The organism is Pseudomonas sp. GT1P32 (assembly GCF_054897805.1).
The window spans coordinates 2,290,064-2,312,882 of the sequence record NZ_CM142704.1 but is presented as its reverse complement, the minus strand read 5'-3'; the positions used below and the strand labels follow the sequence as shown (position 1 = coordinate 2,312,882).

At 60.4% G+C, this 22,819-nt stretch carries 24 protein-coding genes; 7 read left to right on the top strand and 17 right to left on the bottom strand.

Features of this window, described 5'->3' with window-relative positions; genetic code table 11:
- The first annotated feature begins 32 nt into the window (after window positions 1–32).
- The 5 genes from dnaX to ACYZUC_RS10550 all read left to right on the top strand — a co-directional run bounded on the left by dnaX (window position 33) and on the right by ACYZUC_RS10550 (window position 5,829).
- Window positions 33–2,123 (top strand): DNA polymerase III subunit gamma/tau, encoded by a 2,091-nt coding sequence (gene dnaX, locus ACYZUC_RS10570; RefSeq protein ID WP_461995555.1) that lies wholly within the window; start codon window positions 33–35, stop codon window positions 2,121–2,123.
- 66 nt (window positions 2,124–2,189) lie between these two features.
- Window positions 2,190–2,528 (top strand): YbaB/EbfC family nucleoid-associated protein, encoded by a 339-nt coding sequence (locus tag ACYZUC_RS10565; RefSeq protein ID WP_008028561.1) that lies wholly within the window; start codon window positions 2,190–2,192, stop codon window positions 2,526–2,528.
- A 261-nt stretch (window positions 2,529–2,789) separates the two neighbouring features.
- Window positions 2,790–3,824 (top strand): NADP-dependent oxidoreductase, encoded by a 1,035-nt coding sequence (locus tag ACYZUC_RS10560; protein ID WP_461995553.1) that lies wholly within the window; start codon window positions 2,790–2,792, stop codon window positions 3,822–3,824.
- Window positions 3,825–3,889: 65 nt separating this feature from the next.
- Window positions 3,890–4,492 (top strand): recombination mediator RecR, encoded by a 603-nt coding sequence (gene recR, locus ACYZUC_RS10555; RefSeq protein ID WP_223434374.1) that lies wholly within the window; start codon window positions 3,890–3,892, stop codon window positions 4,490–4,492.
- A 188-nt stretch (window positions 4,493–4,680) separates the two neighbouring features.
- Window positions 4,681–5,829: an acyl-CoA dehydrogenase family protein gene (locus ACYZUC_RS10550; RefSeq protein WP_223555453.1), complete on the top strand. Its 1,149-nt coding sequence runs from the start codon at window positions 4,681–4,683 to the stop codon at window positions 5,827–5,829.
- A 111-nt stretch (window positions 5,830–5,940) separates the two neighbouring features.
- Here the strand turns inward: ACYZUC_RS10550 and ACYZUC_RS10545 are convergent, their stop codons facing one another.
- Entirely contained in the window at window positions 5,941–6,489 is a 549-nt protein-coding gene (locus ACYZUC_RS10545; protein WP_008028553.1) for an adenine phosphoribosyltransferase, read from the bottom strand.
- A 79-nt stretch (window positions 6,490–6,568) separates the two neighbouring features.
- Window positions 6,569–7,303, bottom strand: a complete 735-nt coding sequence (fnr, locus tag ACYZUC_RS10540) for a fumarate/nitrate reduction transcriptional regulator Fnr (RefSeq protein ID WP_008028550.1) — start codon at window positions 7,301–7,303, stop codon at window positions 6,569–6,571.
- Between the two features lie 154 nt (window positions 7,304–7,457).
- On the opposite strand from fnr, the gene ACYZUC_RS10535 reads away from it, so the two are divergent.
- The gene (locus ACYZUC_RS10535) at window positions 7,458–7,937 is read left to right on the top strand and encodes a hypothetical protein (RefSeq protein WP_461995549.1); all 480 of its coding nucleotides are present in this window, start codon (window positions 7,458–7,460) and stop codon (window positions 7,935–7,937) included.
- Here the strand turns inward: ACYZUC_RS10535 and hemN are convergent.
- From hemN to ACYZUC_RS10495, 8 genes are all read right to left on the bottom strand, one after another.
- Entirely contained in the window at window positions 7,934–9,316 is a 1,383-nt protein-coding gene (gene hemN / locus ACYZUC_RS10530; RefSeq protein ID WP_461996698.1) for an oxygen-independent coproporphyrinogen III oxidase, read from the bottom strand. The two genes, ACYZUC_RS10535 and hemN, sit on opposite strands and share 4 nt — an antisense overlap.
- Window positions 9,317–9,510: 194 nt before the next feature.
- Complete coding sequence (locus ACYZUC_RS10525) at window positions 9,511–10,194, bottom strand: sulfite exporter TauE/SafE family protein (protein WP_008028545.1); 684 nt, start codon at window positions 10,192–10,194, stop codon at window positions 9,511–9,513.
- Window positions 10,187–10,405, bottom strand: coding sequence for a cbb3-type cytochrome oxidase assembly protein CcoS (gene ccoS, locus ACYZUC_RS10520; RefSeq protein ID WP_008028543.1), 219 nt, complete (start codon window positions 10,403–10,405; stop codon window positions 10,187–10,189). The genes ACYZUC_RS10525 and ccoS overlap by 8 nt, the downstream gene beginning before the upstream one ends.
- A 24-nt stretch (window positions 10,406–10,429) precedes the next feature.
- Window positions 10,430–12,880 (bottom strand): heavy metal translocating P-type ATPase, encoded by a 2,451-nt coding sequence (locus ACYZUC_RS10515; protein ID WP_461995546.1) that lies wholly within the window; start codon window positions 12,878–12,880, stop codon window positions 10,430–10,432.
- Between the two features lie 128 nt (window positions 12,881–13,008).
- Window positions 13,009–13,548, bottom strand: a complete 540-nt coding sequence (locus ACYZUC_RS10510; protein ID WP_008028539.1) for a FixH family protein — start codon at window positions 13,546–13,548, stop codon at window positions 13,009–13,011.
- A gap of 11 nt (window positions 13,549–13,559) precedes the next feature.
- Window positions 13,560–14,975, bottom strand: a complete 1,416-nt coding sequence (gene ccoG / locus ACYZUC_RS10505) for a cytochrome c oxidase accessory protein CcoG (RefSeq protein ID WP_207285061.1) — start codon at window positions 14,973–14,975, stop codon at window positions 13,560–13,562.
- Window positions 14,976–15,182: 207 nt separating this feature from the next.
- The gene (locus ACYZUC_RS10500) at window positions 15,183–15,593 is read right to left on the bottom strand and encodes a PIN domain-containing protein (RefSeq protein WP_461995543.1); all 411 of its coding nucleotides are present in this window, start codon (window positions 15,591–15,593) and stop codon (window positions 15,183–15,185) included.
- Window positions 15,593–15,847, bottom strand: a complete 255-nt coding sequence (locus tag ACYZUC_RS10495) for a type II toxin-antitoxin system Phd/YefM family antitoxin (RefSeq protein WP_192226576.1) — start codon at window positions 15,845–15,847, stop codon at window positions 15,593–15,595. Before ACYZUC_RS10495 ends, ACYZUC_RS10500 begins: the two co-directional genes overlap by 1 nt.
- Window positions 15,848–16,259: 412 nt before the next feature.
- On the opposite strand from ACYZUC_RS10495, the gene ACYZUC_RS10490 reads away from it, so the two are divergent.
- The gene (locus ACYZUC_RS10490) at window positions 16,260–17,255 is read left to right on the top strand and encodes a metallophosphoesterase family protein (protein WP_461995541.1); all 996 of its coding nucleotides are present in this window, start codon (window positions 16,260–16,262) and stop codon (window positions 17,253–17,255) included.
- Between the two features lie 77 nt (window positions 17,256–17,332).
- On the opposite strand, the gene ccoP (ACYZUC_RS10485) is transcribed toward ACYZUC_RS10490, so the two are convergent.
- The 7 genes from ccoP (ACYZUC_RS10485) to ccoO (ACYZUC_RS10455) form a co-directional block, all read right to left on the bottom strand.
- Window positions 17,333–18,316: a cytochrome-c oxidase, cbb3-type subunit III gene (ccoP, locus tag ACYZUC_RS10485; RefSeq protein ID WP_461995539.1), complete on the bottom strand. Its 984-nt coding sequence runs from the start codon at window positions 18,314–18,316 to the stop codon at window positions 17,333–17,335.
- Entirely contained in the window at window positions 18,313–18,498 is a 186-nt protein-coding gene (locus tag ACYZUC_RS10480; RefSeq protein ID WP_003175465.1) for a CcoQ/FixQ family Cbb3-type cytochrome c oxidase assembly chaperone, read from the bottom strand. Before ACYZUC_RS10480 ends, ccoP (ACYZUC_RS10485) begins: the two co-directional genes overlap by 4 nt.
- A gap of 5 nt (window positions 18,499–18,503) precedes the next feature.
- On the bottom strand, window positions 18,504–19,112 hold the full coding sequence (gene ccoO / locus ACYZUC_RS10475) for a cytochrome-c oxidase, cbb3-type subunit II (protein ID WP_008028530.1): 609 nt from the start codon (window positions 19,110–19,112) through the stop codon (window positions 18,504–18,506).
- Window positions 19,112–20,554, bottom strand: a complete 1,443-nt coding sequence (gene ccoN, locus ACYZUC_RS10470; protein WP_461995537.1) for a cytochrome-c oxidase, cbb3-type subunit I — start codon at window positions 20,552–20,554, stop codon at window positions 19,112–19,114. The genes ccoO (ACYZUC_RS10475) and ccoN overlap by 1 nt, the downstream gene beginning before the upstream one ends.
- A 483-nt stretch (window positions 20,555–21,037) precedes the next feature.
- A complete protein-coding gene (ccoP, locus tag ACYZUC_RS10465) occupies window positions 21,038–21,991 on the bottom strand; it encodes a cytochrome-c oxidase, cbb3-type subunit III (RefSeq protein WP_207285065.1) in 954 nt (317 codons plus the stop codon).
- Window positions 21,988–22,185 carry a cbb3-type cytochrome oxidase subunit 3 gene (locus ACYZUC_RS10460; RefSeq protein ID WP_461996697.1) on the bottom strand — a complete coding sequence of 66 codons (198 nt, stop codon included), beginning with the start codon at window positions 22,183–22,185 and terminating at the stop codon, window positions 21,988–21,990. Before ACYZUC_RS10460 ends, ccoP (ACYZUC_RS10465) begins: the two co-directional genes overlap by 4 nt.
- Before the next feature lie 21 nt (window positions 22,186–22,206).
- Entirely contained in the window at window positions 22,207–22,815 is a 609-nt protein-coding gene (gene ccoO, locus ACYZUC_RS10455) for a cytochrome-c oxidase, cbb3-type subunit II (protein ID WP_008028522.1), read from the bottom strand.
- Window positions 22,816–22,819: the final 4 nt, after the last annotated feature.

The window sequence follows — 22,819 nt, the reverse complement described above, 5'->3', positions numbered from 1 at the left end:
CCGCTTCTGCTTCCCAGTGGCGATGGTTTTCGATGAGTTATCAGGTTCTTGCACGTAAATGGCGTCCGCGCTCGTTCCGCGAAATGGTCGGCCAGACCCATGTGCTCAAGGCTCTGATCAATGCCTTGGACAGCCAGCGGCTGCACCACGCCTACCTCTTTACGGGCACACGCGGGGTCGGCAAGACCACCATCGCGCGGATCATCGCCAAATGCCTGAACTGTGAAACGGGTATCACTTCGACGCCGTGTGGCGAGTGTTCGGTGTGCCGCGAGATCGATGAAGGCCGTTTCGTCGACCTGATCGAGATCGACGCCGCGAGCCGGACCAAGGTCGAGGACACCCGCGAGCTGCTCGACAACGTGCAGTACGCCCCGAGCCGCGGGCGCTTCAAGGTCTACCTGATCGACGAAGTGCACATGCTTTCCAGCCATTCCTTCAATGCGCTGTTGAAAACCCTCGAAGAGCCGCCGCCCTACGTCAAGTTCATCCTGGCGACCACCGACCCGCAGAAACTTCCTGCAACGATTCTTTCGCGTTGCCTGCAGTTCTCGCTGAAGAACATGACCCCTGAACGGGTGGTCGAGCATTTGACCCACGTGCTGGGCGTCGAAAACGTACCGTTCGAAGACGACGCGCTGTGGCTGTTGGGCCGCGCCGCCGATGGTTCGATGCGCGATGCCATGAGCCTGACCGACCAGGCGATCGCCTTCGGTGAAGGTCGGGTGATGGCCGCCGATGTGCGGGCGATGCTCGGCACGCTCGATCACGGTCAGGTCTATGACGTTCTGCACTCGCTGATCGAGGGCGACGCCAAGGCGTTGCTCGAGGCCGTCCGCCATCTGGCGGAACAGGGTCCGGACTGGAACGGTGTGCTCTCGGAAATTCTCAACGTGCTGCACCGTGTCGCCATCGCCCAGGCCTTGCCTGAAGGTGTCGACAACGGTCACGGCGACCGTGATCGGGTGCTGGCGCTGGCCCAGGCCTTGCCGGCCGAAGACGTGCAGTTTTATTACCAGATGGGCCTGATCGGCCGCCGCGATTTACCGCTGGCGCCGGACCCGCGCGGCGGCTTCGAAATGGTCTTGCTGCGGATGCTCGCGTTCCGCCCGGCGGACACCGCGGATGCGCCGAGGCAACCGCTAAAGCCAGTGGGGATCAGCCAGGCCACAGTTGATTCCGCAAACTCAGTGGCTGCCGCGCCGGTTGTGGCGCCGGTAGTCGCTGCGGCAGTTGCACCGGTTGTCGCCGCGCCGGTCGCGCCGGTGGTTGCTCCCGAGCCTGAGCCGGTTGCAGCCGTTGTTGTGCCTGAACCGGTCATCGTGTCGGAGCCCGTTGTTGCGCCGGTAGCGGTCGAAGCGGTCGTCGATCTGCCGTGGAATGACCCGGTAGAGCCCGAAGTTGTCCAGCAGCCGGCCGTCGAGCCGGTGCTGGAAACCGCCGCTGAACAACCCGAATTGCCCCCGATGCCGTTGCCGACGCCTGACAGCGTTGTGCCAGACGCGCCGGAATGGGCTGCCGCGCCGATCCCGGAACCTTCCGTGGCCGACGTCGACGCCGCGACACGGGGCATCGACCCCGACGACGAGCCGCCGCTGGACGAGGATTACATCGAACCGGACATGGATTCGGCGTACAGCTACCTCGACGAACTTGCCAGTGAACATGCCGCCGAACCCGCGCCGGAACCCGAACCTGAGCCGGCGGCCATGCCTGCCACAGGTCTGGCCCTGCAATGGCTGGAACTGTTCCCGAAACTGCCGATTTCCGGCATGACTGGGAGCATCGCCGCCAACTGCACGCTGATCTCCGTGGAAGGTGACCATTGGCTGATGCACCTGGATCCGGCCCATAGCGCCTTGTTCAACGCGACCCAGCAACGTCGTCTCAACGATGCGCTGAACCAGTTTCACGGGCGCACGCTGACCCTGAGCATGGAGCTGATCAAGCCCGAGCAGGAGACCCCGGCCCAGGCCGCCTCCCGGCGTCGTGCCAACCGTCAGCGTGAGGCGGAAGAGTCGATCCACGGTGATCCGTTCATCCAGCAAATGATGCAGCAGTTCGGTGCGGTGGTCCGTAACGATACTATTGAACCTGTCGAAGCCCTGGTCAGTCAGGGCTAATAACTGAAGGCGTTCGGCCGAAAGGGCCGGGCGCTGTTTTTATCCAAGTACTTTGAGGTGATTCCCATGATGAAAGGTGGCATGGCCGGCCTGATGAAGCAGGCGCAGCAGATGCAGGAAAAAATGGCCAAGATGCAGGAAGAGCTGGCCAACGCCGAAGTCACCGGCAAGGCCGGTGGCGATATGGTCACCGTGGTGATGACCGGTCGTCACGACGTCAAGCGCGTGACCATCGATCCGAGCCTGGTCGAAGGCCTGAGTGAAGACGACAAAGAGATGCTGGAGGCCGTATTCGCCGCCGCCGTCAACGACGCCGTGCGCAAGATCGAAGCCAACAGCCAGGACAAAATGTCCGGCATGACCGCTGGCATGCAACTGCCACCGGGGATGAAGCTGCCGTTCTGATTCGCCAAAGCGCGTCGGATGAGCTACAAAAAAATGCCAGGCATTGCGCCTGGCATTTTTGTTTCTGCCTGTTGGAGATGTAGTGTCTGTGGGGGCGCCTTCGCGGGCAAGCCTCGCTCCTACAGGGCACACTGTTCCTGTAGGAGCGAGGCTTGCCCGCGAAGAGGCGACTCGGTCCCGAACAGAAACATCGAACACCCGACCGCCACAAAGGTCTGCTCCCCTATACCGCCAAATTCATCGATCAAAGGAGACGCTCACATGCCACAAGCATTGACCCTCAACCAACGTATCGTCCTGGCGTCCCGCCCGGTGGGCGCACCGACGCCGGAGAATTTTCGCCTGGAACGGGAAGCGCTGCCGGACCTGGCGGATGGCCAGATATTACTCAAAACCCTGTACCTGTCGCTGGATCCCTACATGCGCGGCCGCATGAGTGACGCACCGTCCTACGCTGCGCCGGTGGCAATCGACGAAGTGATGACCGGTGGCGCCGTCAGCCGTGTCGAGCGCTCGCTGAATCCGAAATTTCAGCAAGGTGACCTGGTCGTCGGCGCTACCGGGTGGCAGAGCCACAGCATCAGTGACGGTCGCAATATCATTCCGGTGCCGTCCGGGCTGCCGAGCCCGTCGATGGCGTTGGGCGTGCTCGGCATGCCGGGCATGACCGCTTACATGGGCTTGATGGACATCGGCCAGCCAGCCTCCGGAGAAACCCTTGTGGTCGCGGCGGCGTCCGGTGCGGTGGGTTCGGTGGTCGGGCAAGTGGCGAAGATCAAAGGCCTGCGTGTGGTCGGCGTGGCCGGTGGCGCGGACAAGTGCAGCTATGTGGTGGATGAGTTGGGTTTCGATGCCTGCATCGACCACAAGAGTCCCGACTTCGCCGCTGAGCTGGCTCAGGCGTGTCCCCAAGGCATCGACATTTATTACGAGAACGTCGGTGGCAAGGTATTCGACGCGGTGGTGCCGTTGCTCAACCCCAAGGCGCGGATTCCGCTGTGCGGCCTGATCGCTTCCTACAACGCCAGCGAGGCGCCGACCGGTCCGGATCGCCTGCCGCAATTGCAGCGCACCTTGCTGACCAAGCGTGTGCGGATTCAGGGCTTCATCGTGTTCGACGACTACGGTGATCGTCAGCCGGAATTCGTCAGCGCCATGGCGCCGTGGGTGCGCGACGGCAAGGTGAAATTCCGCGAAGATGTGGTCGAAGGTCTTGAGAATGCGCCCGAGGCGTTCATTGGTCTGCTGGAGGGACGCAACTTCGGCAAACTGGTGGTGCGGGTCACGCAGGACTGAGTATTTGACGCTAAAGAGAGGCGCGGGTATAAACCGCGTCTCGTTGTTTTGTCGGACGTTTCCCCATGAGCTTCAGCCCTTTGATTCGCCAACTGATCGATGCCCTGCGAATTTTGCCAGGTGTGGGTCAGAAAACTGCCCAACGCATGGCGTTGCAGCTGCTCGAGCGTGATCGCAGCGGTGGCTCGCGACTGGCCCTGGCACTCAGCCAGGCGATGGAAGGGGTGGGCCATTGCCGGTTGTGCCGCACGCTGACCGAAGACGACCTGTGCCCGCAATGCGCCGATAACCGTCGCGACGATACCTTGCTGTGCGTGGTCGAAGGGCCGATGGACGTCTACGCGGTGGAGCAGACCGGTTTCCGCGGTCGCTACTTCGTGCTCAAGGGCCACCTGTCGCCGCTCGACGGGCTCGGGCCGGAAGCCATAGGGATTCCGCAATTGCTGGCGCGGATCGAAGAGGCAGGCACTTTTACCGAAGTCATCCTTGCGACCAACCCGACGGTCGAGGGTGAAGCCACGGCGCATTACATCGCCCAGTTGCTCAGCAACAAAGGCCTGATCGCCTCGCGCATTGCCCACGGCGTGCCGTTGGGTGGCGAACTGGAACTGGTGGATGGCGGGACGTTGGCGCATTCGTTTGCGGGGCGTAAGCCGATCGCTTTGTAATTTTCGGTGTTTGGGCTGACGCCTTCGCGGGCAAGCCTCGCTCCTACAAGAGCAGAGCGCGCCTCTCCCTTGTAGGAGCGAGGCTCGCCCGCGAAGGGAGCGACTCGGTCCATCTGATTCACACAATCCTGTTGAAAACCAAGCAAGCGCTCGGTTAACGTCGCGGAACCCTTCCATGGAGTTCGCCGATGCCTGCCTTCCAGGAATACTTCGACCCCAGCCACCAATTGGTCCGCGACAGCGTCAGACGTTTCGTCGAGCGCGAGATTCTTCCGGACATCGACCAGTGGGAAGAAGCCGAAAGCTTTCCCCGCGAACTCTACCTCAAGGCCGGTGCCGCCGGGATCCTGGGCATCGGTTATCCCGAAGCCCTGGGCGGCAGCCATGAAGGTGATCTGTTCGCCAAGATCGCCGCCAGCGAAGAGTTGATGCGCTGCGGCTCTGGCGGTCTGGTCGCCGGGTTGGGGTCGCTGGACATCGGCCTGCCGCCCATTCTCAAATGGGCCAGGCCGGAAGTTCGCGATCGCATCGTGCCGGCCGTGCTGGCTGGCGAGAAGATCAGCGCCCTGGCCGTCACCGAGCCCAGCGGTGGTTCCGACGTGGCCAACCTGCAAACCCGCGCCGTGCGCGACGGCGACGTCTACCGGGTCAGCGGCAGCAAAACCTTTATTACCAGTGGCGTGCGTGCGGATTACTACACCGTCGCGGTGCGCACCGGTGCGCCCGGTTTCGGTGGCATCAGCCTGTTGCTGATCGAGAAGGGCACGCCTGGGTTCACCGTAGGCCGTCAGTTGAAGAAAATGGGCTGGTGGGCGTCGGACACCGCCGAATTGTTCTTCGATGATTGCCGCGTACCTGTAGGCCATCTGATCGGCGCCGAGAACATGGGCTTCGCTTGCATCATGGGCAACTTCCAGAGCGAACGCCTGGCGCTGGCGCTGATGGCCAACATGACCGCGCAACTGGCGCTGGAGGAAAGCCTGAAATGGGCCCGTCAGCGCGAAGCGTTCGGCAAGCCCATCGGCAAGTTTCAGGTGCTCAAGCATCGCCTTGCGGAAATGGCTACGGCGCTGGAGGTGTCACGGGAATTCACCTACCGCCAGGCGGCGAAAATGGCGGCGGGGCAGAGTGTGATCAAGGAGATTTCCATGGCGAAGAATTTCGCGACGGACACCGCGGATCGGATTACCACGGATGCGGTGCAGATTCTGGGGGGCTTGGGTTATATGCGTGAAAGCCTGGTGGAGCGGCTGTACCGTGACAATCGCATCTTGTCGATTGGAGGCGGGACGCGGGAAGTGATGAACGAGATCATCAGCAAACAGATGGGGCTTTGAGTGTTGTGGTGTTGCGGCTGACGCCTTCGCGGGCAAGCCTCGCTCCTACAAGGGGTTGCATTATCCTGTAGGAGCGAGGCTTGCCCGCGAAGAGGCCGGTACAGACGCCGCTTATTTATCAGCCAGGGCAAACTGCGTCAGGCAAAACGTCGGAATCCCCATGTCTTCCAGGCGTTGCGACCCACCCAACTCCGGCAGATCAATAATCGCCGCCGCTTCATGCACTCGTGCGCCCATGCGTCGAATCAGGTTCGCTGCGGCAATCAGCGTGCCGCCGGTGGCGATCAAATCATCGAACATCACCACCGAGTCGCCTTCACACAAGCTGTCGGCGTGGACTTCAAGGAACGCTTCGCCGTACTCGGTCGCATAACCTTCGGCCAGCACATCCGCCGGCAGTTTGCCTTGCTTGCGGAACAGCACCAGCGGCTTGTTCAACTGATAGGCCAGCACCGAACCGATCAGGAAACCACGGGCATCCATGGCGCCGATGTGGGTGAAATCGGCCTCGACATAACGGTGGGCAAAGCTGTCCATCACCAGGCGCAGGGCGGTGGGCGATTGGAACAGCGGCGTGATGTCGCGAAAGATGACACCCGGTTTCGGGAAGTCGATCACCGGGCGGATCAGGGATTTGATGTCGAAGGAGTCGAAGACCATTGTCTAGGTGTCCTGGCAGGCTGCAAACGTCGCAGTATAACGGCGGCTGAACCGTTTCGCTCAGCCGCCGTGGTCGTAATCAGCCTTCGATCGAACCGCCGGCGAGGGCGCAGAGCTGGATCGGGTCGAGGATGTGGATTTCCTTGCCTTCGGCGGCGATCAGCTCGTTCTGCTGGAAGCGCGTGAACACCCGCGACACGGTTTCCACCGCCAGGCCCAGGTAGTTGCCGATTTCATTGCGCGACATGCTCAGGCGAAACTGATTGGCCGAGAAACCGCGAGCGCGGAAGCGTGCCGAGAGGTTGACCAGGAAGGTGGCGATGCGCTCGTCGGCGGTTTTTTTCGACAGCAGCAACATCATCTGTTGATCGTCGCGGATTTCGCGGCTCATCACGCGCATCAACTGACGGCGCAGTTGCGGCAGTTGCAGCGCCAGTTCGTCGAGGCGTTCGAACGGAATTTCGCAGACCGAGGTGGTTTCCAGTGCTTGCGCCGAGACCGGATGCTTTTCGGTGTCCATGCCCGACAGGCCGACCAGCTCGCTCGGCAGATGGAAACCGGTGAGCTGTTCTTCACCGCCATCGCTGAGACTGAAGGTTTTCAGGGCGCCAGAGCGTACTGCATAAACGGAGTCGAAAACGTCGCCCTGACGGAACAGGAACTCGCCCTTCTTCAGTGGGCGGCCACGTTTAACGATTTCGTCCAGCGCATCCATGTCTTCCAGATTCAGAGAAAGTGGCAAGCAGAGGGGAGCCAGGCTGCAGTCCTTGCAATGGGCCTGGTTATGAGCGCGCAGTTTTACTGGCTCGGACATTTCTTAAATCCTTGTGGGAAAGCACACATAAGACGTAAGGGTAACTCACGGGAAGACGTTCAGGCCAGCGCTGTGCCGATTTGTCACGCCATGGTAAAGCGCCGCTATCGGTGGCCGATAACCTGGCATCAGCCTATGCGCAGGTACTCGTTTCGTGGCCACCATCGGCGTGCTCAACCCCGGCAACAGTGGTGTGCAAACACTGCATGAGCCTGCAAACGGCTTGGCCGGCGAAGACTCGGCAATCGCCATTGGCCCGGGCACTTCGTCCGTGGCTGAAGGCATCAAAGTCTCGTTGTCTGGCGCCGGTTTGACCAAGGCTGCCAGTTCCCACGGTGACAACAAGGACATTGAAGAAAGCGGGTTGCCGGAAAACATTCAACAGATACTGAAAATAATTCGTCGAATACAGAAGCAGATCGCCGAGAAAGTCGCGAGCATGCAAGCGGTAATGGCAGACAAGCGACTTTCGGCCGAAGAACGCAGGGCCAAGCTCGGCGCACTGCAAGCGACCATCACCACCCTCAATGGCGGGCTGATCACGGCCAATATGGCGCTGTCCAAAGCCATCTCGCAGGCCAACCTGACCCCTGAGCAAGTGCTGAAGACGACTTCCCTGCTGTTGGAACGTTAGATGACCCGCGAAAACCGCTGGCGATTCTGTTGCTCCAGGTACGCGTCGAACACCATGCACACCGAACGCACCAGCAATCGTCCGGCCGGCAATACGGTGATCCGTTCATTGTTCAGTTCGATCAGTCCGTCTTCGGCCATGCGTTGCAGTTGCGGCCACAATTCGCCGAAGTAACCGCGAAAATCAATGTTGAAAGCCTTCTCGATCTCAGCGAACTCCAGGTTGAAGCTGCAAATCAATTGTTGAATCACCGCTCGCCGCAGGCGGTCATCGGCATTGCACAGCAGGCCGCGATTGGTGGCCAGTTGTGCTGAGGCCAAGGCGTTCTGGTACTGATTCAGGTCGCTGCTGTTCTGGCAGTACAAGTCGCCAATCTGGCTGATGGCCGAGACGCCGAGGCCGATCAGGTCGCAATGACCGTGAGTGGTGTAGCCCTGGAAGTTGCGTTGCAGGGTTGACTCTTCCTGAGCAATTGCCAGCTCATCGTCGGGCAGGGCGAAGTGATCCATGCCGATGTAACGGTAGCCGGCGGCGGTCAGCTGTTCGATGGTGCGCTGGAGCATTTCCAGCTTCTGTGCCGGCGTCGGCAATTCATCGCTGTTGATTCGCCGTTGCGGCATGAAGCGTTCTGGCAAGTGCGCGTAGTTGAACACTGACAGGCGGTCCGGTTGCAGGTTGATCACTTCGTCGACCGTGCGGGCGAAGTTCTCCGGTGTCTGCCTTGGCAAGCCGTAGATCAGGTCAATGTTGATCGAGCGAAATTGCAGCGTCCGTGCGGCGTCGATCACCGCCCGGGTTTCCTCCAGGCTTTGCAGGCGATTCACCGCGCGCTGGACGGCCGGGTCGAGGTCTTGCAGGCCGATGCTGACCCGGTTGAAACCCAGTTCTCGCAGCAGGCCCATGGTCGACCAATCGGCTTCGCGCGGGTCGATCTCGATGCCGTAGTCGCCGGAATCGTCATCCAGCAAGTTGAAACTCTTACGCAACTGGGCCATCAGCTGACGCAGCTCGTCATGGCTGAGAAAGGTCGGTGTGCCGCCACCGAAGTGCAATTGCTCGACCTTCTGCGCCGGGTCGAGATGGCAGGCGATCAGCTGGATTTCCTGCTCCAGGCGCTGCAAGTAGGGCAGGGCGCGGCCGCGATCCTTGGTGATGACTTTGTTGCAGGCGCAGTAGTAGCAGATGTTCGCGCAGAACGGCACGTGCACATACAGCGACAAAGGACGCAGGGCCTTGCGGCTTTCGCGCAGCGCATGGAACAGGTCGAAGGTGCCGACATGACCATCGAACTGCACGGCGGTCGGGTAGGAGGTGTAACGCGGTCCCGCCAGGTCATAACGGCGGATCAGATCGGTATCCCAACGAATGGCGTCGAGCATCATGCGGGCATTCCCCCGGATAGGCTGGCAGTGTCGGCAAGTCTATGGGGTGCGGCGTTGGGGCATCTTGATTTGCATCAACGGTCAGGATTTGTGTTGTTGGTGAGGGCCCTTTCGCGGGCAAGCCTCGCTCCTACAGGGGATCTCCAATTCCTGTAGGAGCGAGGCTTGCCCGCGAAGGGCGCGCCGCCGATTTAGTGCCCCATGAGCCAATGCTGATGCGGCCCCGGCAAGGTCCAGATGCCAAACAGCATCACCAGCAAGCCCCCCGTCATCCGTACATACCGTTTGCGCAACAGCGCCGTGACCCGCTCGGCCGCCAGCCCCGTGGCAAGCAACACCGGCCAGGTACCCAGCCCGAACGCGAGCATCAGCAATGCACTGTCCAGCGCATTGCCCTGGCTCGCCGACCACAGCAACGTGCTGTAAACCAGCCCGCACGGCAGCCAGCCCCAGAGCGCGCCGAGCAACAAGGCCCGAGGCAGGCTCGACACTGGCAGCAGCTTGTTCGCAACGGGCTGGATATGCCGCCACAGACCGCGACCGAGGCTTTCGATGCGGGTCAGTCCGCTCCACCAACCGGCGAGATAAAGCCCCATGGCGATCAGCAGCAATCCGGCGAGGATACGCATGAACATCGCCGCCGGGCTGTTCGCCACCGCCCAACCCGCCAGGCCGATCAGCAGGCCGGCCGCTGCGTAACTGAGAATCCGACCGAGGTTGTAGGCCAGCAGCAATCGAAACCGACGGCTGCGCTGTTCCTTGGGAATGGCCAGGGTCAACGCGCCCATCAAGCCGCCGCACATGCCCAGGCAATGCCCGCCGCCGAGCAGGCCCAAAATGACCGCCGACACCAGCAGGGGCGCCAGCTCAAACATGCGGGGGCGCCTTGTCGTCCGGTTTGGCCGGATGGCCGCTGGCCTCGTCGACCGCTGCGGTGTGGTTCGGGTCCTGGTCGTCGAACAGGATGCTGTGGGCCGGGCCGTCGAGGTCGTCGTACTGACCGCTGTCGACCGCCCAGAAGAAGATGTAGACCGCGATGGCGACGATCAGCAGTGCGGCCGGGATCATCACGTAGAGAGCTGGCATGGTGAGGCTCCATGCCCGCGCGGCTCAGGCCGGCAGCGGGCGGGTTTCTGGCGTGGCGCTGGCGGCCGGCGTGCTCGGCAGGCGAGTCAGGCGCAGGGCGTTCAGCACCACGGTCAACGAACTGATGGACATGCCGACCGCCGCCCACACCGGCGTAATCCAGCCGAGGGCGGCGAACGGCAACATGAGGCCATTGTACAGCCCGGCCCACAACAGGTTCTCGATGATGACCCGACGGGTGCGCCGAGCGAGGCTGAAGGCTTGCACCAACGCGTCCAGGCGGTTGGACAACAGCACCGCGTCCGCACTGGTTTTCGCCAGGTCGGTGGCCGAACCCATGGCGACGCTGATGTCGGCGGCGGCCAGCACCGGCACGTCATTCACGCCGTCACCGAGCATCAACACCTTGCGCCCTTCCTTGTGCAACTGTTGCAGGACCTGCAATTTGTCGTCCGGACGCAAACCGCCACGGGCCTCGTCGATGCCCAGCTCGGCGGCGACGCTGGCGACCATCGGCGAGCTGTCACCCGACAGCAGCAATGTGCGCCAGCCGCGCGCCCGGCAGGCTTCCAGCAACGCGGGTGCATCGGCGCGCAAACGGTCGTCGAGGACGAACCATGCCAGCGGTCCGGTATTGTCGCCGAGCAGCAGCCATTGGCCGGCTTCATCCGGCATCAGCGGGATGGCAGCGCCACTGAGTTCGCAGACAAAGCCCGGTTGGCCGATGCGCAGGCGTTGCTGACCGACCACGCCTTCCAGGCCCAGGCCTGGCGTGCTGTGGACTTCTTCGGCGGCCAGTGGCGCGCGGCCAAACGCACGGGCGATCGGGTGTTCGGAACGGTTTTCGAGGGCGGCGGCGAGGCCCAGGCATTGATCGCTGTCGAGCGCGCCGAGGGGGCGGATCGAGCGCAGCGCCAGGCGCCCTTCGGTGAGGGTGCCGGTCTTGTCGAAAATAACCGTGTCGATCTGGTTCAGGCCTTCCAGCACATGGCCGCGGGTCAACAACAAACCCAACTTGTGCAGCGTGCCGGTGGCGGCGGTGAGGGCGGTCGGCGTGGCGAGGGACAAGGCGCACGGGCAGGTCGCGACGAGCATCGCCAGGACAATCCAGAAGGCGCGCGATGAGTCCAGCTCCCACCACAGCAGACCAATGCAAGCGGATGCGATCAGCGTCAGCAGCAGGAACCATTGCGCGGCGCGGTCGGCGATCTCCGCCAGTCGTGGCTTCTCGGCCTGGGCGCGGTCCAGCAGACGGACGATGGCAGACAGTCGGGTGTCCTGGCCGAGGGCGAGGACTTCCACAGTCAGCGCACCCTCGACGTTCAGGGTGCCGGCGGTGACGGCGTCACCGAGCGTGCGCGGCTGTGGCAGGTATTCGCCGGTCAGCAGGGATTCGTCGATGCTCGACTGGCCGTCGAGGATCTTGCCGTCGGCCGGCAGGATCGCGCCGGGATGCACCAGCACTTGTTCGCCGACGCGCAGTTCGCTGAGCAGGATCCGCTCACTCTGTCCGTCGGCGCTCAGGCGCAAACACGAGGCAGGCAGCAGGTTGACCAGCTGTGCGGTGGCGGCGGCGGTGCGTTCTCGGGCGCGACGCTCCAGATAGCGCCCGGCCAGCAGGAACAGCGCAAACATGCCGACGGCATCGAAATACAATTCGCCGACCCCGGTGATCGAGGTCCAGATCCCGGCGATGTAGGCACTGCCAATCGCCAGCGACACCGAGACGTCCATGGTCAGGTGACGGGTACGCAGATCGCGCATCGCCCCTTTGAAGAACGGCGCACAGCTGTAGAACACGATCGGCGTGGTGAGGAACAGCGCGACCCAGCGCAGGATGGTGTGCAGCTCGGGGCTGAGGTCGATGTTGAATTCCGGCCAGGTGGCCATGGTCGCCATCATCGCCTGGAACCACAGCAGCCCGGCAACCCCGAGTTGGCGCAGGGCCAGGCGGTTTTCGCTGGCCAGTTGTTCGCTGGCGCGGTCGGCTTGATAGGGATGGGCGGCGTAACCGATGTGGCGTAACTCGCTGAGCACCTGGCTCAGCGGCAATTGCGCATCAGCCCAGCGTACGTGCAGGCGATGGTTGGACAGGTTGAGGCGCGCTTCGGCCACCGCCGGCAAGCCGCGCAGGTGTTTCTCGATCAGCCAGCCACACGCCGCGCAACTGATGCCTTCCATCAGCAGCGTGGTTTCGGCGAGTTCGCCATCGTGGCGCACGAAGGGTTTTTGCACGTCGGCGCGATCGTACAGCGCCAGTTCATCCACCAACTGTACCGGCAACGCTTCGGGGTTGGCCGAGGCTTCGCTGCGGTGCTGGTAATAACTTTCCAGCCCGCCGGCGACAATCGCTTCGGCCACCGCCTGACAACCCGGGCAGCAGAACTCGCGGGTTTCACCGAGGACGGCCGCGGTGAAGCGGCTGCCGGCCGGGACGGGCAGGGCGCAGTGGTAGCAGGGGGTCGGGGTGGTCATGGGGCAATCACTAATACCGCTGAATCTCTATCGTCGGATATGGCCTCTTCGCGAGCAAGCCCGCTCCCACATTGGAATGCGTTTCAAATGTGGGAGCGGGCTTGCTCGCGAATGCGCGAAGCGCGACTTTACTTTTTCAGGTCTTCGGCGCCCTGCAGCGGTTCGTCACCCAGCAGCAGATCCTTGTCATGGCTGACCAGCTCTTCTTCGAACATGCGCCAGATATGGTCGTCCTGAGTGCCCAGCAGCTCGACAAAACGACGACCTTCAACCTTGTCGCTCAACTGGCCGATGTAGCGGCCCTGTTCGGTTTCGCTTTGGGCGAGGGTGATCTTGCGATCCTTCTCCGGCTGGGTCGGCGAGATCAGGTTCAGTTCGAGGGTTTTCGGTTGGCTGTTGCCGCTCAGGCGCAGGTCGACTTCGCCGGTCACGTCATCCAGGTGCACGCTGGCGCGCAGGAGCAGGGTTTGCGCCAGCAGTTCACGGTCGAGGGAGCGGTTGATGCCTTTGCCGGCCTCGTAGTAGTTGTCGTTGACCAGGTTATCCGGGTTGTTTACCGCGATGGTCACCATGGACAAGGTCAAGGTCACCGAACAGGCGAGGATGGCAATGATGATCCACGGCCAAAGATGCTTGTACCAGGGACTTGCGGCGTTTGCTGCGGGCATGATCACTTCTCTTAACGAATTTGTGGGCCGATGAACCGGCTCTTGGCTTCAACGTGGATGCTCTCGTCATCGGCATCCTTGAGGATGAATTTCACCTCGTTGGTGCTCGATGGCAGTTTTTCCGGCGCGATGGACAGTTCCACCGGCTGGCTGAAAATTTCGCCGGCGGCGACCTTGATCTCGCGTTTGCCTTGCAGCTTGAGATCCGGCAGGCCGGCGGCTTCCAGCACGTAGGTGTGGTCGCGCTGATCCTTGTTCATGATCTTCAGGCTGTAGACGTTTTCAATCCGGCCTTCGGCGTTCTCGCGGTACAGCACGCGGTCTTTGCTGACGTCGAAACCGACCAGCGAACGCATGAAGAACGCCGTCGCCAGCAACGCCATCATCGCCAGCAATACAGCGGCGTAGCCGATCAGGCGCGGGCGCAGTTTATGGGTTTTTTGCCCGGACAGGTTGTGCTCGGTGGTGTAGCTGATCAGGCCCCGCGGGTAATCCATCTTGTCCATGATGCTGTCGCAGGCATCGATGCACGCAGCGCAACCGATGCATTCGATTTGCAGGCCGTCGCGGATGTCGATGCCGGTCGGGCAAACCTGGACGCACATGGTGCAGTCGATGCAATCGCCCAGGCCCTGAGCCTTGTAGTCGATGCCTTTCTTGCGCGGGCCGCGGCTTTCACCGCGACGCGGATCGTAGGAAACGATCAGCGTGTCCTTGTCGAACATCACGCTCTGGAAGCGCGCGTACGGACACATGTAAATGCACACCTGCTCGCGCAACCAGCCGGCGTTGCCGTAAGTGGCGAGGGTGAAGAAACCGACCCAGAAATACGACCAGCCATCCGCTTCGCCAGTGAAGAATTCGATGGTCAGTTCGCGGATCGGCGAGAAGTAACCGACAAAGGTCATGCCGGTTGCGAAGCCGATCAGCAGCCACATCGAGTGCTTGCTGAATTTACGCAGGAACTTGTTGGCGCTCATCGGCGCCTTGTCGAGCTTGATGCGCTGGTTGCGGTCGCCTTCGGTGACCTTCTCGCACCACATGAAAATCCACGTCCAGACGCTCTGCGGGCAGGTATAACCGCACCAGACACGACCGGCGTACACGGTAATGAAGAACAGGCCGAACGCGCTGACAATCAGAATGCCCGAGAGCAGGATGAAATCCTGCGGCCAGAACGTTGCACCAAAAATAAAGAATTTACGCTCCGGCAGGTTCCACCAGACGGCTTGATGACCGCCCCAGTTCAGCCAGACCGTGCCGAAATACAACAGAAACAAAAACGCGCCGCCCATCATCCGCAGGTTACGGAACAGGCCAGTGAAGGCGCGGGTGTAGATCTTTTCTCGAGAGGCGTAGAGGTCGACGCTGTTGTTCGCGTTCTTGGCAGGCGGGGTAACGTCGTGTACCGGAATCTGGTTGCTCATCAGTTGCATCCCACGGCAGTGGAAAAATGCCTCGGTCAGTACATGCCGACCGCGGTCAAAAAGGGGTGTTGCAGTGGCGCAATGATACGCCTGTAGCTCTAGATCAAGGGTGCGACCTTTGGTCACGTTGGTGGAAACCAACTGACGGTGTAATGACTTGAATCAATTGACTGGTGAAATTATGGACGGTTTTACGGGTGTCGACGTTCAATCGGCCCATGGATTGATCAGTGCAACGCCGCTGAACTGAAAATCGTTGATGTTGCGCGTGACCACGGTAAGGCCATGAACCAGCGCGGTTGCTGCGATCCAGGCATCGCTTTCGTTGGCACGGTTTGGAGCATGCAAACTGGCACACCGCAGCGCGACGGCGGCATCAACCGGCAAAATTCTGCCATCGAAGGCCGGCATGACGTGGCGCTTCAGCCAGGTACGCAAGACCTTGCCCTGCGCGGGGTCACGACGCTCCATGCGCAGAACACTCATCTCCAGCTCCTGCAAGGTAATGGCGGAAATAAACATTCGTGGGGCAATGACACTTTTGGCCCAGGCGACGACGTTTGCATCCGCCCGGGGTTTGCGCAATTCAGAAATCACATTGGTGTCGAGCAAAAACATCAGGACAGGTCCACGGGTCGATGAATGATCACGGCGCGCTCGGTTTCGAACTCGATGTCTGCCGCTTCCGGCATCACCAATAGATCGACAATGCTGGCGTTGCTGCCGGTGAGATTTTGATAGTCCTCAATGCTTAGCAGTACATGGGCCGGCTTGCCACGATCGGTGATGATAACCGGTCCCTGGCGCGTGGCTTTTTTGGCACTACTTGTGTCCTGATTGAATTCGCGGCTCGAGATAGTGGTGATGGCCATCATGGTTGGCCTCCTGAAAGCGGTAATGTAGAAACGTTACTACTTGGTCCTATGCTTCGGCAACCTGAATCCATGAAGAAGGTCGTACCGTTCGTCGTTGCAGTGACGAAGGTCAGCTGCCAGCGCCGAGGTCACTCAGTTTGTTCTCAATGTGGCTGGTAGTGCGTAGATACTCATAGAGATCCATTCATATTGAAGTAGCGATTATATTGAGCGTTTGGCGGAATTTAGAATAAATGATCTGTTGTGTGAACTAGTGGGTTGAATTGGTTTTATGGTTTGTATTTCATAATTCTAAATATGTTGTTTATTGAAGTCTGGATAAGTGTTGTTGTAGTTTGCTTTTCGTAGGTGAGTTTCAAATGGATTTTGTGTGAGTGTGCTCACTTTTAAATATTAGGGAAAAGGCAATATGGGAATAAGCAAAGGATGGCAGTGGTTGGTGTTGCTCTTAAGTATGTGGGCAGTTCCTGTGGTGTATGGGGCTTCGTCGGCGGAAATGCCGCGGCATATCGTGTTCGCTTCGGACCCGCAGTTTCCCTGGACCGATAACACTGATGCCCAGTTGCCGGAGTCCGATTCACAGAAGCGGGAGCGCTCCCGGTGGCTGATCGAAACGCAATACGACAGCATTGCCGAATTCAGGCGGCAACAGGGTGGGGGCGCGGCGGTTCCCGTGATGATCAATGGCGATATGACTGCCTTCGGTCATGCGGATGAGCGTTCCTATATCCAGCAGACACTGGAGGCGAAACTTCAAGGGGATTATGACTACGGGCTGGGTAATCACGACTATCAAAATAACGTGAATGATTGTTTTCTGAATAATTGCGCCGCTGGAAGCATTGAAGATCTGAAGGAACGCTATTGGGGAAAGGTCGGTAATATGGATCTGGCGGCGCGGGCTTCAGGGTTGAGCACCATTTATTACGGCAGCCTCGCGTACTCCAGGGATTATGGCGATGTGCACCTGGTGCAGTTACATAATGAGCCGACTTACTCAGTGACCTTCTCTTCGGGCACTATTTTCAGTTCGAAGGATTTTGAAATTACCCCGGCACTCGATTGGCTTGAGCGTGATCTTCAGCAGGCACGCGCGCAGGGGAAAATTATTCTACTGAACATGCATAAACCCAATGATTTTATGGGCGACTGGAGCCAGGAAAAACGGTTCAGGGACATGATCGATAAGTATGAAGTGACTGCAATATTCGCCGGTCATCTCCATGGGAGTAGCGGCTCCATGTGGTACACGAGCAGTGTGCCCGGTTTCATCAGTGGCAGTGCATCCCAGCAGACCTATCTGATCGCCAGTTTTTCCGAGGATCGCAAAAACCTGCACGTCTATGCGGTCGACAACAACCAGTGGCAAAAACGTGAGCTGATCGCGACAGTGCCGGTGACATGAATTCAGGCCAGTCGCCCATAAAAAAGGCCCCGCCAGATCACTGGCGGGGCCGTTTTTTTTTGCATCAAGCGTTTGCCTTACTGGGCATCCGCCGCCGGAGCTTTCTCACCGTGAGACAAGCTGTAGACGTAAGCGGCCAGCAGGTGAACCTTGTCGTTGCCTTGCAGCTGTTCTTGCGCAGGCATCTGGCCCTGACGGCCGTAACGGATGGTCTGCTGCAGTTGAGCGAAGCTCGAACCGTAGATGAACGCGCCGGGGTGGGTCAGGTCAGGTGCGCCCATCGCTGGCGTCCCTTTGCCGGCCGGACCGTGGCACGCCACGCAGTTGGCGGCGAACAGTTTCTGCCCGGCAGCCGGGTCAGCCTTGGTGCCTTCCGGCAGCTTGCGGCCATCGAGACTGGTCAGGACGAACGCAGCAACGTCCGCAACGCCTTGCTCGCCGATCACTTCAGCCCACGCCGGCATGACCGCATGACGGCCGCCCATGATGGTGGTCTTGATGGTTTCCGCTTCACCGCCCCAGCGCCAGTCGGCGTCGGTCAGGTTCGGGAAGCCATAAGCGCCTTTGGCATCGGAACCGTGGCAGACCGAGCAGTTGGAGGCGAACAAACGGCCACCCATCTTCAGGGCTTGCGGGTCCTTGGCGACTTCTTCGATCGGCATGGAAGCGAATTTGGCGAAGATCGGGCCGAACTTGGCGTCCGACTTGGCCATTTCCTTTTCCCACTCGTGAACGCCGGTCCAGCCGCTCTGGCCGTTGGCGAACGCGGTCTGCTTCTCGTTATCCAGGTAGTTGTAACCCGGCAGAAGGCCTTTCCAGTTGCCCAGGCCCGGGTACAGCACCAGGTAACCCAAGGCGAAAATGATGGTGCCCACGAACAGCATGAACCACCATTTCGGCAGCGGGTTGTCGTACTCCTCGATCCCGTCGAAGGAGTGGCCAACCGTTTCGTCCGTTTGCTCGGCGCGCTGGCCCTTGCGGGTGGACAGCAGCAGCCAGGTCAGGGCGAAGATGGTGCCGAGACTGAGGACTGTGACGTACAGACTCCAGAACGTAGTCATTCTTTGTTACTCCTAGAAGCTTGCTCGACGTGCTTGATGGCTTCGGGATCATCCGCGAAAGGCAGCAAGGTCGCGTCTTCAAACTCCGACTTGCGCTTGGGGCTGAACACCCACAACGCCAGACCGATGAAGGCCACCATCACAACAACGGTGCCCAGGCCACGAATCATCCCGATATCCATCTAAATCACCGTTTGCTTTTGATGATGGTGCCCAGGCCTTGCAGATAGGCCACCAGCGCGTCCATTTCGGTTTTGCCCTTCACAGCATCCTTGGCGCCGGCGATGTCTTCGTCGGTGTAAGGGACGCCGAGCGTGCGCAAGACTTCCATTTTCTTGGCGGTGTCTTTGCCGTCGAGCTTGTTTTCCACGAGGAACGGGTAGGCCGGCATTTTCGACTCGGGCACTACGTTGCGCGGGTTGTACAAATGCGCACGCTGCCAGTCATCGGAGTAACGACCGCCGACACGGGCCAGGTCCGGACCGGTACGCTTGGAACCCCACAGGAACGGGTGGTCCCAGACGCTTTCACCGGCAACCGAGTAGTGGCCGTAGCGTTCGGTTTCAGCACGGAACGGGCGGATCATCTGCGAGTGGCAGCTGACACAACCGTTGGCGATGTAGATGTCGCGGCCTTCCAGTTCAAGGGCGGTACGAGGCTTCATGCCTTCGACCGGCTTGTTGGTGACGTCCTGGAAAAACAGCGGAACGATCTGGGTCAGGCCGCCGATGCTGACGGCGATAACCATGAAGAAGGCCAGCAGGCCAATATTCTTCTCGACTGCTTCATGCTTCATCAGTGAGCTCCAACTACAGCAATCTGTTCGGCGGCTTCAGCTTCGGCCGGGTTCGAGGCACGTACGGTACGCCATACGTTGTAGGCCATGAACAGCATGCCGGTGGCAAAGAACGCACCGCCCAGGGCGCGAACGATGAAACCTGGGTGGCTGGCTTGCAGCGCTTCGACGAACGAGTAGGTGAGGGTGCCGTCGTCGTTGATTGCACGCCACATCAGACCCTGGGTGATGCCGTTGACCCACATCGAAGCGATGTACAGCACGGTACCGATGGTCGCGAGCCAGAAGTGTGCGTTGATCAGGCCGATGCTGTGCATCTGCGCGCGACCGAACAGTTTCGGGATCATGTGGTAGATCGCGCCGATCGAGATCATCGCTACCCAGCCAAGAGCGCCGGCGTGTACGTGGCCGATGGTCCAGTCGGTGTAGTGCGACAGCGAGTTGACGGTCTTGATCGCCATCATCGGGCCTTCGAAGGTCGACATGCCGTAGAACGCCAGGGAGACCACGAGGAAACGCAGGATCGGGTCGGTGCGCAGCTTATGCCAGGCGCCCGACAGGGTCATCATGCCGTTGATCATGCCGCCCCAGCTTGGCGCCAGCAGAATGATCGACATGGCCATGCCCAGCGACTGCGCCCAGTCCGGCAGCGCGGTGTAGTGCAGGTGGTGCGGACCGGCCCAGATGTACAGGGTGATCAGCGCCCAGAAGTGCACGATGGACAGGCGATAGGAGTAGATCGGACGCTCGGCCTGCTTCGGAACGAAGTAGTACATCATCCCCAGGAAGCCGGTGGTCAGGAAGAAACCTACGGCGTTGTGGCCGTACCACCACTGGATCATCGCATCCGTCGCACCGGCGTAGGCCGAGTAGGACTTGAAGAAACTGACCGGCAGCGAGGCGTGGTTGACGATGTGCAGCATCGCCGTCACGACGATGAAGGCACCGTAGAACCAGTTGCCCACATAGATGTGCTTGGTCTTGCGCTTGGTGATGGTACCGAAGAACACCAGACCGTAGGTGACCCAGACGATGGCCAGCAGAATAGCCAGGGGCCATTCCAGCTCAGCGTATTCCTTGGTGGTGGTGTAACCCAGCGGCAAGGTAACGATGGCGCCGACGATCACCGCTTGCCAACCCCAGAAGGTGAAGGCCGCGAGGCTGTCGGAAATCAGTCGCGTTTGGCAGGTTCGCTGCACGACGTAATAAGAAGTGGCAAACAGTGCACAACCACCAAAGGCGAAAATCACCAGGTTTGTGTGCAACGGGCGCAGGCGTCCAAAGCTCGTCCACGGCAGACCGAAGTTCAACTCCGGCCAGACCAGTTGCGAGGCGATGAAGACACCGAGCCCCATGCCAAGGATCCCCCAGACCACCGTCATGATGGCGAACTGGCGGACTACCTTATAGTTATAAGCAGTCGGACTGATTGCTGTGCTCATTCTAAGGTTCCACGGTTTGGGTGTTTTATTAGGAGTAAAAATCGGCCGCAAGTATGGAGAAAGCAGGGGGTCATTGCAACGCGCCATGACCTGGGTCAATGCTTTCAAAAGCTGATTCTGCGGCCTTTCCATGCGCCGCGTAAGGACAAAATCGCCCTCGGACAAAATGTCGCAGCGAACGAAAATGATGAGAGGGTCAGGTCAGTTGTAACGGGGTGTGTTCAAACGCAACGATCGGGTGACCGATGGCAATTGGCACGACAGCCGGTATCTACCAGCCTTTGCGGCTTGTCATCGAGCTGATTCGTCGAACACATCGGGTCGGGTCGACCTGGAACCGGCTCAAGCCAGTCCGCATCGGGGCAAGCTTAGACCCGAATCTGGTGAACCGAAAGGCGGACTAACGGAGGGTGCGACAATGGGTCGCAAAGGGGCAGGGAACTGCCGCATCCGAGAAGAATGCGGCAGCAGAGCGGTCAAGAATTATTCGCTTTTGCCTTCAGCCTGCAAACGCTCTGTATTCAGACCGTGGGACAGGCTGTACACATAAGCGGCCAGCAGTTGCACCTTGTCGTTGCCGAGCAGTTCGTTCTGCGCCGGCATATGGCCCTGGCGGCCATGGCGGATCGTTTGTTGCAGTTGCGCCAGGCTTGTACCGTAGATAAAACCGGCCGGTTGCGTCAGGTTCGGCGCCCCCATGGCTTCAGTGCCCTTGCCGTTTGCCCCATGACAGGCTACGCAGGTGGTGCTGAACGCTTGCTGTCCGGCTTGCAGGTCAGCGGTGTCGCCAGCCGGCAATGGCAGGCCGGCCAGTTCATGACGCACATACGCGGCAACGTTTTTCACGCCGGCTTCACCGAGGATTTCACCCCAGGCCGGCATCGCCGCCATGCGTCCACCCATGATCGTGGTCTTGATCATCTCGGCGTCGCCGCCCCAGCGCCAGTTGCTGTCGGCCAGGTTCGGGAAGCCGAAAGCGCCCTTGGCATCCGAGCCGTGGCACACCGAGCAGTTCGAGGCGAACAGGCGACCGCCCATTTTCAGCGCTTGCGGGTCCTTGGCCACTTCTTCCACCGGCATGGCGGCGAATTTGGCGAAGATCGGTCCGAACTTCGCGTCGGCCTTGTTCATCTCCTTTTCCCATTCGTGAACGCCGGTCCAGCCGTTCTCGTAACCCGGCAGGATGCCTTTCCAGTTGCCCAGGCCCGGGTAAAGAATCAGGTAGCCCACGGCGAACACCAGCGTGCCGGCGAACAGCATGAACCACCACTGCGGCAGCGGATTGTCGTACTCCTCGATGCCGTCGAAGCTGTGGCCCATGGTCTGGTCGACGCTGCCCTTGGTTTCGCCCTTGCGGGTGCCGATCAGCAGCCAGGTCAGGCCGATCAGGCTGCCGATGGTCAGTACGCAGATCCACGTACTCCAGAAAGTGGTCATGACCGGGTACTCCTTGCTTCAGGTTCTTGGGTGCTATCGGCTTGTGGCTCATCGGCGAACGGCAGCAAACGTGCTTCGGCGAACTCCGGATTGCGCTTGCTGTTGAACACCCACAACGTCAGGCCGACGAAGGCCACGAACACCACGACCGTGCCAAGGCCGCGAATCATTCCACTGCTCATTACGCTCACTATTTCAAAGGGCACGGCCATGGCTCACCTCTTGCTCTTGATGGCAGTGCCGAGCACTTGCAGGTAGGCGACGAGCGCGTCCATTTCGGTCTTGCCCTTGAGCGATTCGACCGAGCCTGCGATGTCGGCATCGGTGTACGGCACGCCGAGGGTGCGCATCGCCTTGATCTTGGTTTCGGTGTGGCTGCTGTCGAGCTGATTGGCCACCAGCCATGGGTAGGCAGGCATCTTCGATTCCGGCACCACGTTGCGCGGGTTGTACAAGTGCGCGCGGTGCCAGTCTTCGGAGTAGCGGCCGCCGACACGGGCGAGGTCCGGACCGGTACGCTTGGAGCCCCACAGGAACGGGTGATCCCAGACGCTTTCCCCGGCCACCGAGTAGTGACCGTAGCGCTCGGTCTCGGCGCGAAACGGACGAATCATCTGCGAGTGGCAGCCGACGCAGCCTTCGCGGATGTAAATGTCGCGACCTTCCAGTTGCAGCGCGGTGTAGGGCTTCATGCCTTCCACCGGTTTATTGGTCACGTCCTGGAAGAACAGCGGGACGATCTGCGTCAGACCGCCGATGCTCACGGCCAGGACCATCAGCAGCATCAGCAGGCCGACGTTTTTTTCGATTGTTTCGTGTTTCATCTCG

Excerpts from the sequence above, each read along its gene's own strand:
- ACYZUC_RS10500 (WP_461995543.1), bottom strand. The coding sequence starts at position 15,593 with ATGTTTTTGCTCGACACCAATGTGATTTCTGAATTGCGCAAACCCCGG.
- ccoN (WP_461995537.1), bottom strand. The coding sequence starts at position 20,554 with ATGAGCACAGCAATCAGTCCGACTGCTTATAACTATAAGGTAGTCCGC.
- ccoP (WP_461995539.1), bottom strand. The coding sequence starts at position 18,316 with ATGACTACGTTCTGGAGTCTGTACGTCACAGTCCTCAGTCTCGGCACC.
- ACYZUC_RS10560 (WP_461995553.1), top strand. The coding sequence starts at position 2,790 with ATGCCACAAGCATTGACCCTCAACCAACGTATCGTCCTGGCGTCCCGC.
- ccoG (WP_207285061.1), bottom strand. The coding sequence starts at position 14,975 with ATGAGCAACCAGATTCCGGTACACGACGTTACCCCGCCTGCCAAGAAC.
- ACYZUC_RS10550 (WP_223555453.1), top strand. The coding sequence starts at position 4,681 with ATGCCTGCCTTCCAGGAATACTTCGACCCCAGCCACCAATTGGTCCGC.
- ACYZUC_RS10525 (WP_008028545.1), bottom strand. The coding sequence starts at position 10,194 with ATGTTTGAGCTGGCGCCCCTGCTGGTGTCGGCGGTCATTTTGGGCCTG.
- ACYZUC_RS10565 (WP_008028561.1), top strand. The coding sequence starts at position 2,190 with ATGATGAAAGGTGGCATGGCCGGCCTGATGAAGCAGGCGCAGCAGATG.
- ACYZUC_RS10490 (WP_461995541.1), top strand. The coding sequence starts at position 16,260 with ATGGGAATAAGCAAAGGATGGCAGTGGTTGGTGTTGCTCTTAAGTATG.
- ACYZUC_RS10495 (WP_192226576.1), bottom strand. The coding sequence starts at position 15,847 with ATGGCCATCACCACTATCTCGAGCCGCGAATTCAATCAGGACACAAGT.
- ccoO (WP_008028530.1), bottom strand. The coding sequence starts at position 19,112 with ATGAAGCATGAAGCAGTCGAGAAGAATATTGGCCTGCTGGCCTTCTTC.
- ACYZUC_RS10480 (WP_003175465.1), bottom strand. The coding sequence starts at position 18,498 with ATGGATATCGGGATGATTCGTGGCCTGGGCACCGTTGTTGTGATGGTG.
- hemN (WP_461996698.1), bottom strand. The coding sequence starts at position 9,316 with ATGCTCGACGCCATTCGTTGGGATACCGATCTGATCCGCCGTTATGAC.
- ACYZUC_RS10515 (WP_461995546.1), bottom strand. The coding sequence starts at position 12,880 with ATGACCACCCCGACCCCCTGCTACCACTGCGCCCTGCCCGTCCCGGCC.
- fnr (WP_008028550.1), bottom strand. The coding sequence starts at position 7,303 with ATGTCCGAGCCAGTAAAACTGCGCGCTCATAACCAGGCCCATTGCAAG.
- ACYZUC_RS10545 (WP_008028553.1), bottom strand. The coding sequence starts at position 6,489 with ATGGTCTTCGACTCCTTCGACATCAAATCCCTGATCCGCCCGGTGATC.
- ACYZUC_RS10510 (WP_008028539.1), bottom strand. The coding sequence starts at position 13,548 with ATGCCCGCAGCAAACGCCGCAAGTCCCTGGTACAAGCATCTTTGGCCG.
- ccoS (WP_008028543.1), bottom strand. The coding sequence starts at position 10,405 with ATGCCAGCTCTCTACGTGATGATCCCGGCCGCACTGCTGATCGTCGCC.
- ccoP (WP_207285065.1), bottom strand. The coding sequence starts at position 21,991 with ATGACCACTTTCTGGAGTACGTGGATCTGCGTACTGACCATCGGCAGC.
- dnaX (WP_461995555.1), top strand. The coding sequence starts at position 33 with ATGAGTTATCAGGTTCTTGCACGTAAATGGCGTCCGCGCTCGTTCCGC.
- ccoO (WP_008028522.1), bottom strand. The coding sequence starts at position 22,815 with ATGAAACACGAAACAATCGAAAAAAACGTCGGCCTGCTGATGCTGCTG.
- recR (WP_223434374.1), top strand. The coding sequence starts at position 3,890 with ATGAGCTTCAGCCCTTTGATTCGCCAACTGATCGATGCCCTGCGAATT.